We start from the raw sequence: 14,933 nt of genomic DNA on the forward strand, positions 1-14,933 counted from the left end.
CGAAACTTATGGCTTCGGATTTTTATTTATAATTGGAAACAAGTGATTACTCTTTGAATTCACCCATTTTGCTATATTTATCCATTCGTTGTGCCACTAAATCTTTTGTTGATAAATCTTTTAACTCGTTAAAAGCCTTAGTTACGAACTCAGCAACCGATTTAAATGTAGTTTCTTTGTCATAGTGAGCGCCACCAAGCGGTTCTGGAATAATATCATCAATTAACTTTTGTTTTTTCATATCAAATGAAGTTAATTTTAATGCTTCCGCTGCTTGTTCTTTATATTCCCAACTTCTCCATAAGATAGACGAACACGATTCTGGTGAAATTACAGAATACCATGTATTTTCTAACATGTATACTCTATCTCCTACTCCAATTCCTAATGCTCCTCCTGAAGCTCCTTCTCCGATAATTACAGAAATAATTGGAGTTTTCAAACGAGCCATTTCGAAAATATTTCTTGCAATAGCTTCTCCTTGCCCTCTTTCTTCTGCTTCTAATCCTGGATAAGCTCCTGGAGTATCGATTAATGTTAATACAGGAATATTGAATTTCTCTGCCATTTTCATTAAACGAAGTGCTTTACGATATCCTTCTGGATTTGCCATCCCGAAGTTTCTGTATTGGCGCATTTTAGTATTAATACCTTTTTGTTGTCCAATAATCATAAAAGATTGTCCGTTGATTTGACCTAATCCACCAACCATCGCTTTATCATCTTTGAAACTTCTGTCTCCAAAAAGTTCTAAAAACGTTCCATTAGTAATATTAGTAATATGTTCTAATGTATAAGGACGATTTGGATGACGTGATAATTGTACACGTTGCCAAGCCGTAAGGTTTTTGTATATTTTTTTCTTAGTTTCTTCTAATTTCTTCTCAATTTGCTTACATGTGTTTGACACATCAACATCTGATTCTTGACCAATGATTTGACATTTATCTAATTGGTCTTCAAGCTCTTTAATTGGTAATTCAAAATCTAAATATTCCATAATCGGTTTATTAGGGTTTGTGTTTGTTGTGACAAAGATAAAATTTTCAATTAACTTTAGTAAACTTATCGTTAATTAGTTGTTACTTTTTTATAACTTTTTACAATTCCGTTAGCTATAACAGTGGCTAAAATTATAATAGCGCCTACATAAAACAAGGGTGTCATTTCTTCTCCATCTTTAAATATTAGCAACGCTAAAATGATTCCGTAAATAGGTTCTAGGTTAATGGTTAACATTACGGTAAACGGACTTAAAAACTTCATTACTTTTACCGATGCTGAAAACGCATACGCTGTACAAATGGATGATAATAAGAACAGCCAAATCAAGTCGTTTACAGAAAGTGCAAAGAAAGCAGGTGTAAAACTTCCCGCAAAAAATAAGTAAATACTGATGAAGAAAACACCGCTCGATAATTCGTAAAGTGAGATAATATTCGGATCATACTCTTTAGCATATTTTCCGTTGATAACAGAGAATAAAGCGGATAAAAATGCGGAGGTTACAGCTAAGTAAATTCCAGTGGTATATTTGGTTTCTACATTAAAAATAATTCCTAATCCTACTACTACGATGATTCCAAAAAGCAATTCATACCAAATGACTTTTCGTTTGTAAAAAATGGGTTCTAAAATAGAAGCAAAAAAAGCACCTGTTGACAAACAAGCTAAGGTTATCGACACATTTGAAACTTTAATAGCTTGATAAAACGTAAGCCAATGTGCTGCAATAATAATTCCGGAAACGATAAATCCAATTAAAACATTAAACGGGACTTTGATTTTTTCTTTATTGAAAAGCACTACAAAAGTCATAATTACCGATGCAAAAAGCATGCGATACCAAACCAAATCTAAAGCTTCTAATGAAATTAGTTTTCCAAGAATGGCGGTAAATCCCCAAATAAATACAATTACATGAAGATGTAAATAACTTTTTAGATTATCGTTTTGCATTTCGAAGTAAATAAGCGGCTAAAATTCCGAAAACAATATTTGGAAACCATACGGCTAAAAATGGAGGAATACTCGATTTCTCTGCTAAGGTTCCGAAAACTTTGTCGAAGAAGATAAAAGTAAATGCGATTACAATTCCAATAGCAAGATTAATTCCCATTCCGCCTCTACGTTTCATAGAAGAAACTGCCACAGCAATGATTGTTAATATGAAAGCAGAAATGGGTAAACTAAATTTCTTATAAAAAACAACCAAATACGTATTGATATTTCCGTTTCCTCTGGCTCTTTCCTTGTTTATAAATTTATTTAATTCTCCAATTGTCATGGTTTCTGCCACATAAATAACTGGAGTTAAATCATCAGGTTCGAAATTATATGCGACTTCATTTTTGTCTGAAGAAAGAATTTGATCATTAGTTTGACCAACTATCCTCTTGTTGTATCCGAATAATGTATATTTTTTAGTTTTTACATCATAGCGAATTCGGTTTGCTGTAACTTTTTCAACCAATACATTATCTTGAAACTTTTCAAAAGTGAAATTAAAACCCGTTTGTGATAAATAATTGTAATTGCTTACATAAATATTTTCTTCAATTTTTCCATCTTTTTTGATTTGTCTGAAAATATCGGAAGTTTCTCTGGTTTGAGAATTCCCTTTTAAGTTTTGATATCTAAAATCGTTAAATCCTTTACTTGCTTTTGGCACTAAGAAAAACCCCATCAATAGAGCAAAAATAGATACGATTACCGCGCCGTACATAAAAGGACGTAAGAATCGACCAAATGAGATTCCTGAACTTAAAATCGCAATAATCTCTGTATTATTCGCTAATTTCGAGGTAAACCAAATAATCGATAGAAATAAGAAAATCGGAAATAATAAATTAGCAAAATACACGGTAAAATCACCATAATAAATTAAAATATCCTTCAGCGGAATTTTCTTTTCGATCATTTTGTTTACTTTTTCCGAAACGTCAATTGTAATTCCAATTGGAATAAACATAATCAACATCACTGAAAAAGTGACCAAATAGCGTTTTAAAATGTATTTATCTATTATTTTCATATTTTAAGTTTCAAGTTTCAGGTTTCAAGTTTCAAACCAACATGAAACTTGAAACCTGAAACCAATTTTAAAGTCGTTGACTCATTTGAACCACCATTTTATCTTTCCATTCTCTAAATGTTCCGGCAATAATTTGTCTTCTTGCTTCGCGAACCAACCACATATAAAAACCTAAGTTGTGAATGGTTGCAATTTGTTTAGCCAAAAATTCATCAGCTGCAAATAAGTGTCTAAGATATGCTTTTGAATATTCGGTATCTACCCAAGTGTGTCCCATTTCGTCAATTGGCGAAAAATCTTCAGCCCACTTTTTGTTTTTCATGTTCATTGTTCCGTGAGCTGTAAATAACATTCCGTTTCTGGCGTTACGTGTTGGCATCACACAATCAAACATATCAATTCCTAACGCAATATTCTCTAAAATATTGATTGGCGTTCCTACACCCATTAAATATCTTGGTTTGTCTTCTGGAAGAATGGCAGTAACAATTTCAGTCATTGCGTACATTTCTTCAGCAGGTTCTCCTACAGAAAGCCCACCAATAGCATTTCCTTGAGCGCCTGCATTTGCAATATATTCAGCCGATTGTTCTCTTAAATCTTTATAAGTACTTCCTTGAACAATAGGAAAAAACGTTTGTTCGTAACCGTATTTAAATGGTAATTTATCCAAATGCGTAATACAACGGTCTAACCAACGGTGTGTCATGTGCATCGAACGTTTTGCATAACGATAATCACAAGGATAAGGTGTACATTCGTCGAAAGCCATAATAATATCGGCACCAATGGTACGTTGAATTTCCATCACATTTTCAGGTGAAAAGAAATGATAAGAACCATCAATGTGCGATTTGAATTTCACACCTTCTTCTTTAATTTTTCTGTTCGAAGAAAGCGAATATACTTGATATCCACCTGAATCCGTTAAGATATTTCTATCCCAATTCATGAATTTATGTAAACCTCCAGCCGCTTCTAAAATTTTGGTTTGAGGTCTTAAATATAAATGATAGGTGTTTCCTAAAATAATATCTGGATTAATATCATCTCTTAGCTCACGCTGGTGTACTCCTTTTACAGAAGCCACGGTACCTACGGGCATAAAAATTGGGGTTTCAATAACACCATGATCGGTTGTTATTTTTCCAGCTCTGGCTTTACTTTTTGGGTCTTTGGTAATTAAATCAAACTTCATATTGTGCTTTTACTAACGGCAAAGATAAATTAATTTAGAAATATGAATTTAGAATTTAGAATTATTTATGATAAGACAATACATTGGCACGCGGATGAAACAGATTCGCTAATGCGAAACGCGAATTTTAACTGATTTTTAATTTTAAAAACTTTATGGCTTTGCGAGCTAAAAAAACTAAATCCGTAATTTTCAGCGTTGCATTGCATCAGCGTCATCCGCGTTCCATTACTTTCACCAATCACAAATCAATTCTTAATAACTTCTAACAAAATGATTTGTACCACCAAAAAAATAAAATTACTTTTGCATCCAATTAACACATATATATCTTTTTATAATGTCTAACACGCAACAACTACAAGATTTTACAACACAAGTTCGAAGAGATATTCTTCGTATGGTTCATGCCGTAAATTCAGGTCACCCAGGAGGTTCTTTGGGATGTGCTGAGTTTTTGGTTACCCTTTACCAAGACGTTATGAAACGTAACGAAGGTTTTGATATGAACGGAATTGGTGAAGATTTATTCTTCTTATCAAACGGACATATTTCTCCTGTTTTTTACAGTGTTTTAGCTAGAAGCGGTTACTTTTCAGTAGCAGAATTAGCAACATTCAGAAAATTAAATTCAAGATTACAAGGTCACCCAACAACTCATGAAGGTTTACCTGGAATCAGAATGGCTTCGGGTTCGTTAGGACAAGGAATGTCGGTTGCAATTGGAGCGGCGCAAGCTAAAAAATTGAACAACGATAACCATTTAGTTTTTGCTCTTTTAGGTGATGGAGAATTACAAGAAGGACAAAACTGGGAAGCGATTATGTATGCTTCGGCAAAAAAAGTAGACAATTTAATCGCGACTATCGACTTAAACGGAAAACAAATTGACGGAACTACAGACGAAGTTTTGGCCATGGGAAGTGTTAAAGCGAAGTTTGAAGCATTTGATTGGATTGTTTTAGAAATCAAAGAAGGAAACAACATTGACGCTATCAAAGCTGGTTTAGCAGACGCAAAATCAAAATCAGGTAACGGAAAACCAGTTTGTATTTTATTGCATACTGAAATGGGTAACGGTGTTGATTTCATGATGCACACACACGCTTGGCATGGAAAAGCGCCAAATGATGAGCAATTAGCAAAAGCGTTAGAACAAAATGTTGAAACTTTAGGAGATTACTAGAATTATGAAAAAATATATCAACCAAGGCAGTAAAGATACCCGTTCAGGTTTTGGAGCTGGAATGACTGAATTAGGTCAAAAAAATGAAAACGTAGTAGCACTTTGTGCGGATTTAATTGGATCATTAAAATTTGATGATTTCAAAAAAAACCACCCAGAGCGTTTCTTCCAAATTGGAATTGCTGAAGCCAACATGATTGGAATTGCAGCTGGATTAACAATTGGTGGAAAAATTCCATTTACAGGAACCTTCGCTAACTTTTCTACCGGAAGAGTATATGACCAAATTCGTCAATCGGTAGCGTATTCAGATAAGAATGTGAAGATTTGTGCTTCTCACGCGGGATTAACGCTTGGAGAAGACGGGGCTACGCACCAAATCTTAGAAGATATCGGTTTAATGAAAATGTTACCAGGAATGACCGTAATCAACACTTGTGATTACAACCAAACCAAAGCAGCAACTTTAGCTTTAGCGGATCATCACGGACCAGCATATTTGCGTTTTGGTCGTCCAGTGGTGCCTAACTTTATGCCAGCTGACGAACCTTTCGTAATTGGAAAAGCGATTATGTTAAATGAAGGAACTGATGTTACGATTATTGCAACTGGACATTTAGTTTGGGAAGCTTTAATTGCAGCAGAAGCTTTAGAAGCAAAAGGTATTTCAGCAGAAGTAATAAACATTCATACCATTAAACCATTAGACGAAGAAGCAATTCTAAAATCAGTGAAGAAAACTGGTTGTGTGGTTACTGCTGAAGAGCATAACATTATTGGTGGTTTAGGAGAAAGTGTTTCAAGAACATTAGTTCAAAATCATTTAGTACCACAAGAATTTGTAGCAGTAAACGACAGCTTCGGAGAAAGTGGAACACCAGACCAATTAATGGAAAAATACAAATTAAACAATCAAGCGATTGTTGAGGCTGTAGAAAGAGTTATCAAAAGAAAATAATATTCTTTTAATTTATATAGAAATCCTCAAGTAATTGGGGATTTTTTTTTACTCAAAATTAAATTTAACATAAACCAGAGCAAATAATAAGTGAGAATTTTACTATATTGCACTTCATTAATAAACAAGAAGTTACCGATATTTTTTTATCAACAACAAATTGAATTTTAATTAAAAACAAATTAAATGAAAAAAATTCTACTCTCTTTATTTAGTTTTTTCAGCATTTACAACTACTCTCAAGGGTGTGTTGATCGAATTGTTTGCTCAGATGATATGATAACTTTGTACCTTCTCGATGGCAATTCCTTAACTTGGGGAAGAAACCAATATGGTCAACTTGGTAATAATACAACTACTTTACAAAATACTCCTGTTGCAACTATTAATGAAGATAATTGGTTGGTTGTTAATCACGGACGAATGCATAGCGTAGCCATAAACCAAGATGGAACACTTTGGACTTGGGGAAACAATGCAGTTGGACAACTTGGAAACGGAAACACCAATAATAGTTATATACCTGTACAAGTGGGTACAGATTCTGATTGGACAGCAATATCACCAGGAAACCTTCATACAGTTGCTTTAAAATCTAATGGTACACTTTGGGGTTGGGGCAACAATGGAGCTTTTGAAATAAATAATAGTGCTTCTACCTATATTACAAGTCCTGTTCAAATGAGTCTAGATACTGATTGGAATAAAATTTATGGAGGCTACTTCAAAACATTTGTTATAAAAAATAATGGTACTTTATGGGGAATAGGAAGAAATAATTCAGGTGATTTAGGAACTGGAAATAATTTCACCCTTCTTAATTTAACTCAAATTGGTACGGATACTGATTGGCTTAAAATTTCTGCTGCACGTGATCGATATACAATTGCATTGAAAACCAATGGTACGCTTTGGGCTTGGGGAAACAATGAAAATGGTCGTTTGGGAGATGGTACAACTATCAACAGACCAGCACCAGTTCAAATTGGAAATAGTACATGGAAAGATGTCGCAGCTGGAAATTTTCATGTAATTGGAATCAAATCTGATGGTACGCTTTGGCAATGGGGCTCTTATGGTTGGATAAATGGAATCATGTTAATTCCAAATAGCAATGTACCAGTCCAAGTAGGAACAGATTCAAACTGGAAATCTGTTGCCGCAGGTTACTCTAGTTCGTATGCCATAAAAGAAGATAATACTTTGTATGCTTGGGGTTATAACGGAGGTTATTTAGGTGATGGAACGTCAACTTCCTATGCAAATCCAATCTTGTTTCCATGTACAACATTAAGTGAAGAAAGTTTTGAAAATACCGATATTTCTATTTACCCAAATCCTGTTAAAGACGAATTAAACATTTTTAATTCAACCGAAATATCAAGTTTTGAAATTTTTAACGTAATTGGTCAAAAAGTAATTCAAGGAACAATTCAAAACAATAAAATTAATACCGCCCAACTCTCTGATGGAATGTATATTTGTTATTTATATAAAAATAATGGGCAGTTTGTTACGCACAAATTCATTAAAGAGTAATTAAAAAATACTTAAACAAATTAATGATCGGCTAAATTGAAAAGCACATTTATCTCAAAGGTATTTTTATTTTAAAAAAATTATATTATCATTGTATTCGACTTAACCATTATTAAACCAAGCTCCATAAATATGAAAAAAATTCTTTTATTATTAGCATTGACTACGTTCACCATGAATGCCCAAGATAAATTCGATTTCCCATTGAATGAAAACGGGCAGATTATCTTCTCGGAAGTTGTATCTGCGGAAGGAAAAACCAAAGATGACTTGTTTAACAACTCCAAAATGTTCTTTGTAAATATCTATAAAGAAACACAAGATAAGATTAAACAGGATAAGGAAGCTTTATCGGTTACTGACACCCAGTATTCTTTCATGACGATTAAGGCAAACGGAAGTGAGACAAAAGTAAAATTGTTTTATACTATTTCTATTATGTCAAAAGAAGGCAAATACAAATACGAAATAAAAAATATCTTTATCAAGTCGAGTGCTGAAACAACTGTAGAGAAAATGTTTGATAAATTGGCTTCCGAAAAAGCGGTGGAAAATCCAAAATTAATGGAAACTCTTAAAGCCTATTATGCAGCAATCAATTCTACAATTGACACCATTAAAAGCGACATTAAAAAGGAAATGGCAAAAGCTAGCGCATCTAAAAGCGACTGGTAGTTTGATTACAAAATACACTAAAAAAAGCTTCATTAATTTGAAGCTTTTTTGTTTTCAGATGGTAATTTACCGAGCGAAGTGTAAATAGAGTAATTTCCGATAGCGCGGAATTACATTCCGTATTCATAAAACTAAAAAAGTATTCACTTCAACCTTCTAAAAAAATCCAGCAAAATTCCATTATTCTCTTTTTCTGGAGTGAAAACTTCTAGAATACTTGGTTTTTCGTTTTGGTTTAAGAATGCAGTATATTGTTGTTGTAATGTCATTTCATCATTTGCTTCAAAATAATCCAATCCGAACATTTTAGCTAAATGGGAAGCGTTTAATTGGTGTGAAGTTTCAAAATACGTGTTAAACGTTTCTGTTTCTTGATGTCCAGGTAAAATTCTGAAAATTCCGCCACCACTGTTGTTCAACAAAATGATTTTGAAGTTTTTTGGAATATAATTGTTCCACAAAGCGTTGCTATCGTATAAAAAGCTAATATCACCTGTAATCAAAATTGTTGGCAAATCAGATGCTAAAGCAGCTCCAATGGCTGTAGATGTGCTTCCATCGATACCACTAGTACCACGATTGCAAAAAACTTGAATGCTTTTATCTAAATCAAACAACTGCAAGTAACGTATCGCCGAACTATTACTCACTTGTAATTGATTATTTTTTGGCAGGTTTTGACAAATAAAATCAAACACTTTAAAATCTGAAAACGGAATTTTTGCAGTGTATTCTTGATGTTTTGCTACTCTATCTTTCCAAATAGTAGAAATACTTGATTTATAAGAACTTTCAATCATTTCTTCAGTCAACAACTGACTCAAAAACGTATTGATTTTAGTTTCAAAATGATTCGTAAGTGCTCCAAAAGTATCATACGCTCGTAAATCATCCACATGCCAATGGTGTGCTGGTTTGTATTTTCGCAAAAAGGCTTTGATACGTTTCGAAACTACCATTCCACCAAAAGTCAACAAAATTTCAGGCTGAAACGCTTTGAAATCATCCTCTGCAAATGGCGTAATCAAAGTATCAATTTGGTCGATGAATGTAGGGTGATGTAAATTGGATGTTTTTTCAGTTAAAACCACCACACTTGGATCATTCGCTAAAATATCCAAATACTTTTGCTCTACTGAATTTGGGAACAACTCTCCTACTAAAACTAATTTCTTAGTCGCTTTATTCCAAGTTTCTATAGTTGAATTTCCTAAAGAGAAAGTTTTGCTTTCAGTATTAAAATCAACTATTTCAGGTTGTACTTGTAATTCAGAAACGGTTTCATACAAAGGTTCTTCAAAAGGCGCATTGATATGGACTGGTCCTTTTTGGGTAACCGCAACATGCAAAGCCATTTGAATGTGATTGTCGTTTTCAACTGAAATCGCTTCTCTTAAATTGGCATTGTATAAACTGTGATTCGCAAAAACATTTTCCTGACGAATGGTTTGTCCATCACCAATATCAATCTTGCTTTGTGGTCTGTCCGCAGAAATTACAATTAAAGGAATTTGACTGTAAAAAGCCTCAGCTATTGCAGGATAATAATTCAGTAAAGCCGAACCCGAAGTACAAACAACCGCAACGGGTTTTTGAATTTGTTGGGCAATTCCCAAAGCAAAAAATGCAGCACAACGTTCGTCAGCAATACTGTAACATTTGAAAAACGGATTATTAGTAAATCCAATCGTCAAAGGAGCATTGCGCGAACCTGGTGAAATTACGATATGTTGGACTCCTTTTTGTTGGCAAATTTCGATAATGCTTTGCGCTAAAGGAATTTTTGGATACATCATTTTTAAAAAATAACTGAACTACAAAGTTACGAAGTTGAAAAGGTTTTTAGTACTTTTACTACGTAATTTCTTTGCCAAATGGAGATAAAAATTAGAGACTATCAAATGACAGATTGCCCAGCCATTTTAGACATCATTAACGATGCTATTTTAAATTCGACAGCTTTATACGATTACAACGTTCGAACTTTAGCTACACAAGAAGCTATTTTTGAAGAAAAACTTCAGAAAGGTTTTCCTGTGATTGTTGCCGAAATGAATAATGAAGTTATAGGCTTCGGCTATTATAGCGAATTTCGTTTCAGAGAAGCGTATAAATTCACGGTAGAACATTCCGTTTATGCGAATAAGAATGTAATTGGAAAAGGCATCGGAAAATTATTATTAACCGAATTAATCGAAAGAGCCAAACAACAAAACCTTCACACGATGATTGGCGTTATCGATTCTGAAAACACCAACAGTATTGATTTTCATAAAAAGTTCGGTTTTGAAGAAGTTGGATTTCTTAAAGAAACAGGCTTTAAATTTAACCGATGGTTACATTCTGTTTTTGTGCAAAAGATATTATAAAAAAGTGTTCAGTATTCTAAAAAAAGAATAGACTGAACACTATATTCTGAACACTGAATACTAAATTATTTCCCTTCAATCCAATTTACGATTTCAGCATCTGTAGGCAAAGTTCTTGGAGAAACTACTTTTGCTAATTCACCGTTTTCATTGATTAGGTATTTTTGGAAGTTCCATTGTACTTCGCTGTCTTCTAATCCGTTTTTAGCTTTTTGAGTTAAGAATTGATAAACTGGATGCATATCGCCACCTTTTACTGAAATTTTAGCCATCATTGGAAACGAAACACCATAATTCTTTTGACAAAATGTAGCGATTTGTTGATTAGTTCCTGGCTCTTGCGATCCAAAGTTATTCGCTGGAAAACCTACAATTACGAAATTTTTATCTTTATACTTTTCGTAAATCGCTTGCAATTGTTCGTATTGCGGTGTTAAACCACATTCTGAAGCCGTGTTGACTACTAAGATTTTCTTTCCTTTTAAGGTGGAAAAATCAAAAGTATCGCCACTTAAATCTTCAACTTTGAACTGATAAATTGTTTCTTTTGCCATAGGTGTTGTGGTTGCTGTTGCCGTAGTCGTTTGCTTTTTTTGTGCCTGATTTTGACAACTGAAAAACAAAGCCACTACCGAAAACAAGGTTACTAATTTCTTCATCTCTTTTTTATTTCAAATTTAGGATTTTAAAACGCAATTTTTGATAAACATTTCATAAAAAAAAATGGCCGCTTATTAGCGACCAAATTCTTATTTTTTATAATATTTCTTATACGGAAAGTAAGCTATTGCGGCTATAACTAAAACAATTGCTAAAATAATGAAGTAATAGGTTACGTTTTGTTTTTCACCCGAAGCGTAACTATGTAAACCACTTAAGTGGAAATTTACTCCAAAATACGTCATTAAAATAGAAGCGAAAGCTAAAACGCTCATTACATTATAAATCCATCTTCCTCTTAATGCTGGCACAAAGCGCGCATGAATTACAAATGCATACACCATAATACTGATTAAAGCCCAAGTTTCTTTTGGATCCCAACCCCAATAACGTCCCCAACTTTCGTTAGCCCATTGTCCGCCGAGGAAGTTCCCTATGGTTAACATGACTAAACCTACTGTTAGTGCCATTTCATTGATGTATGTGATTTCGTCTATGCTTAATTTCATTCTTTCTTTGTTCTTTTCGTTTGTGAAAATCATCAAGAATAATGAAACTAAACCTAAAACCATCGCTAAAGTAAATGGTCCGTAACTAGCTACGATAACTGCAACGTGAATCATTAACCAATACGAATTTAAAACGGGTTGTAAGTTTCCGATAGACGGATCCATCCAGTTCCAGTGTGCAATCATCAAAATCATAGAAGTTACAAATGCGGTTGAAGCAACTGTAAGTTTTGAATCTTTTCCGAAAGCCAATCCAAAGAACATGGTTGCCCAAGCTACGTAAATCATGCTTTCATACGCATCACTCCAAGGCGCGTGACCTGAAATGTACCATCTAACAATTAATCCTGCTAAATGTAAGATAAAAAACACACCAATTAATCCATGAAAAACATTGATAATCGTTCGAATAGCTTTTGAATTTTTGAAAATTTGTATAATACAGAAAATCAACATTAAAACTCCTGCCAACATATACAAATAATACAATCTTTTGAAGATATCGTATTTGTTGTAAGTGATTTCAGAGCTGATTTTACTTTCCGAAAGCATTACGGCTTTTCCGTATTTTTTTTGGTATTCGGTTAGTCCTTTTAAAAGGCTATTTGGTAATTCGTAATTTTTACTTTGTGATGCTTTATCCAAGGCATTCAAATAAAACGGCATTACATTTTTAATAGAATCCAAAGCAGTTCCTGTAGGCTGATTCACTTCTAAAAATGAAACCCATTTGTTCGATTTATCTCCTGGAATTGGAAACACTTTCAAAATTTGTCCACTCAAAGCCGAATATAAAAGGTTTACTTTTTTGTCTGCTTCAATAAAATCTTTTTGAAATTGATTCGGAACTGGCTCTTTGTAAGCCGTTTCTAAAAATTGAGCCAATTTATAACTTCCAGTTTCATCGAAAAAGGCTACTAAAGGTGCGTATTTTGCTTCTTTTTCTACACCAATTAATTTACGAATACTATCATTTCCTCTTTTTAAATATATGATTGGCAACGAATACCAATACTGAGGATATTGCGTCATAGATAAAAACGCTTGATCGGAATTCATTCCTTCATACGTATCACTTTTAGATACTTTACGAAGTAATTCTGATGAAAACGTATTAATAGGTTTCATACGACCACCATCTTGAATTACGATTTTTCCAAATTCATTTGCATGTTCAACGGAAACTTCGTGTTCTTTTAATAACTTCAGAATTTCTTCTTTGCTTGGTTGGTGATTATGTTGTTGCGCAAAAGTTAATGAAGAAAATAAAATCAAAAACACGCTCAATAAACCTGCTTTTTTCGCTTTCACTTTTTCTAATTTCTCTTTCAAACTTGAAAAACGACTATTTTTTGTAAACAATATCGCCATCAAACCAAAATACAACAAGAAATAACCAATATAAGTAATCCAAGTTCCCCAGAAATCGTGACTTACAGAAAGATTAGTTCCTTTTTCGTCAGGGTCGAATCCCGCTTGGAAGAATCTAAATCCTCTGTAATCTAAGATATGATTCATGAAAACACTGTCTTTGAAGGTTTTCTTTTGTTCAGTATCAATAACTTCGATTTTACTTTTGAAAGCCGAATAACTATTTTCTGTTCCTGGATATTTATCAGCGATAAAATCGTCTAATTTCACAGAAAAAGGTGTATTGTAAATTTTACTTCCGAAGAAAAGTGTAAATTCTAAATCACCAATCTTAACACTTTGCGGAACTCCTTGCTTTCCTCTTGAACCAACTAAAGTTAAGATTTCTTCTTTTCCTTGTGTCTTTATTTTAACTTTCAAAGCATCATCGGTTTGTTTGTCTTTGAAATCATTATTCGATTTGAAAGTCAATTCTCCTTTTATTGCAGGTTCTGGAAATACAAACTGAGCTCCACCAATATTATATAAAGAACGTAACATTAAAGGTTGCACAGAATCTTTCACCACTTTACCTTGTAATTTATCTGCCATTCGCATAAAATCACCTTCAAAAGGCGTTTGAATCGTGTAGGCTTCAGCAATTTTAGTGATATTTATTGCGCCCTCAGTATATTTATTAAAGGCAAAAAGTACGTTGTGTAAATTTTGAACTTCGCCTTCTTTTAAGTAGTGTTCGTGACGTGTTCCTCCACTCGACTCTACCATTTTAATCATCAATTGTCCAGTTTCAGAAGCTACAACTGTTTCGGTAGCGTTCATAATAAATTCTTGATGTTCTACTTCAAATGGAATGCCACTAAACTCGCCTCCCATTGAAAAATGATTACTAGCGAAAGCATTCAAAAAGCCGTCTTCTTTTACTTCTGGGGCTAAATACAAACCTTCTTCAAAAGTTCTACGACGCATTTGTCCTTCGTGATTTCCATCCACTAAAACTGTTAAATAAGGTTTATCGGAATAAATCATATTGGCTGATTCGCCTTCTCTGATTGGCATCATTCCTTCATAACTAATATAACGCGTAACAAAAGCTCCAACTATAATTAGAATAAAAGAAAGGTGTAAAATTAAAGTCGCCCAATTTTCTTTTTTATGTAATTGATAACGCTTGATGTTACCTAAAAAGTTAATGATAAAAAACACCATAATAACTTCAAACCAAACGGCATTGTAAACAATAACTCTTGCAGTATCAGTATTATAAGCATCTTCAATAAATGTTCCAGCTGCCATGGCAAGAGCAAAAAGAATAAACAAAACAGCCATTAAGCGCGTGGAAGATAACAGGGATAGTATTTTTTTCTCCATGAGATATATAGGAATACGTTTTTTTTAATTGGCACAAATGTACTTAAAAACAAAAACTTTTTAACG

General features: G+C 33.5%; 12 protein-coding genes. 5 read left to right on the plus strand and 7 right to left on the minus strand.

Annotated features, from left to right (window positions below; all coding sequences use genetic code 11):
- Positions 1–46: 46 nt before the first annotated feature.
- The 4 genes from B0I03_RS12310 to tgt all read right to left on the minus strand — a co-directional run bounded on the left by B0I03_RS12310 (position 47) and on the right by tgt (position 4,232).
- Positions 47–1,000 (minus strand): acetyl-CoA carboxylase carboxyltransferase subunit alpha, encoded by a 954-nt coding sequence (locus tag B0I03_RS12310; protein WP_111567741.1) that lies wholly within the window; start codon positions 998–1,000, stop codon positions 47–49.
- Between the two features lie 71 nt (positions 1,001–1,071).
- Positions 1,072–1,959 carry a DMT family transporter gene (locus tag B0I03_RS12315; protein WP_111567742.1) on the minus strand — a complete coding sequence of 296 codons (888 nt, stop codon included), beginning with the start codon at positions 1,957–1,959 and terminating at the stop codon, positions 1,072–1,074.
- Entirely contained in the window at positions 1,946–3,034 is a 1,089-nt protein-coding gene (locus B0I03_RS12320) for an LptF/LptG family permease (RefSeq protein ID WP_111567743.1), read from the minus strand. The genes B0I03_RS12315 and B0I03_RS12320 overlap by 14 nt, the downstream gene beginning before the upstream one ends.
- Positions 3,035–3,101: 67 nt before the next feature.
- Positions 3,102–4,232, minus strand: a complete 1,131-nt coding sequence (tgt, locus tag B0I03_RS12325; RefSeq protein WP_111567744.1) for a tRNA guanosine(34) transglycosylase Tgt — start codon at positions 4,230–4,232, stop codon at positions 3,102–3,104.
- 340 nt (positions 4,233–4,572) lie between these two features.
- Here tgt and B0I03_RS12330 point away from each other — a divergent pair, with 340 nt between their 5' ends.
- From B0I03_RS12330 to B0I03_RS12345, 4 genes are all read left to right on the plus strand, one after another.
- Entirely contained in the window at positions 4,573–5,418 is an 846-nt protein-coding gene (locus B0I03_RS12330; protein WP_111567745.1) for a transketolase, read from the plus strand.
- 4 nt (positions 5,419–5,422) lie between these two features.
- Positions 5,423–6,376 (plus strand): transketolase family protein, encoded by a 954-nt coding sequence (locus B0I03_RS12335; RefSeq protein WP_111567746.1) that lies wholly within the window; start codon positions 5,423–5,425, stop codon positions 6,374–6,376.
- A gap of 186 nt (positions 6,377–6,562) precedes the next feature.
- Entirely contained in the window at positions 6,563–7,915 is a 1,353-nt protein-coding gene (locus tag B0I03_RS12340; protein ID WP_111567747.1) for an RCC1 domain-containing protein, read from the plus strand.
- A 132-nt stretch (positions 7,916–8,047) separates the two neighbouring features.
- Positions 8,048–8,590: a DUF4468 domain-containing protein gene (locus B0I03_RS12345; RefSeq protein ID WP_111567748.1), complete on the plus strand. Its 543-nt coding sequence runs from the start codon at positions 8,048–8,050 to the stop codon at positions 8,588–8,590.
- Positions 8,591–8,733: 143 nt separating this feature from the next.
- Here B0I03_RS12345 and menD read toward each other — a convergent pair whose 3' ends face one another.
- Positions 8,734–10,386: a 2-succinyl-5-enolpyruvyl-6-hydroxy-3-cyclohexene-1-carboxylic-acid synthase gene (menD, locus tag B0I03_RS12350; protein WP_111567749.1), complete on the minus strand. Its 1,653-nt coding sequence runs from the start codon at positions 10,384–10,386 to the stop codon at positions 8,734–8,736.
- 78 nt (positions 10,387–10,464) lie between these two features.
- On the opposite strand from menD, the gene B0I03_RS12355 reads away from it, so the two are divergent.
- Positions 10,465–10,959 carry a GNAT family N-acetyltransferase gene (locus B0I03_RS12355; RefSeq protein ID WP_111567750.1) on the plus strand — a complete coding sequence of 165 codons (495 nt, stop codon included), beginning with the start codon at positions 10,465–10,467 and terminating at the stop codon, positions 10,957–10,959.
- A gap of 65 nt (positions 10,960–11,024) precedes the next feature.
- Here B0I03_RS12355 and B0I03_RS12360 read toward each other — a convergent pair whose 3' ends face one another.
- Complete coding sequence (locus tag B0I03_RS12360) at positions 11,025–11,618, minus strand: glutathione peroxidase (protein ID WP_111567751.1); 594 nt, start codon at positions 11,616–11,618, stop codon at positions 11,025–11,027.
- 90 nt (positions 11,619–11,708) lie between these two features.
- A complete protein-coding gene (gene ccsA, locus B0I03_RS12365; RefSeq protein ID WP_111567752.1) occupies positions 11,709–14,867 on the minus strand; it encodes a cytochrome c biogenesis protein CcsA in 3,159 nt (1,052 codons plus the stop codon).
- Positions 14,868–14,933 lie beyond the last annotated feature (66 nt).

Origin of the sequence: Flavobacterium aquaticum, assembly GCF_003259835.1 — a bacterium.
Lineage (GTDB): Bacteria > Bacteroidota > Bacteroidia > Flavobacteriales > Flavobacteriaceae > Flavobacterium > Flavobacterium aquaticum.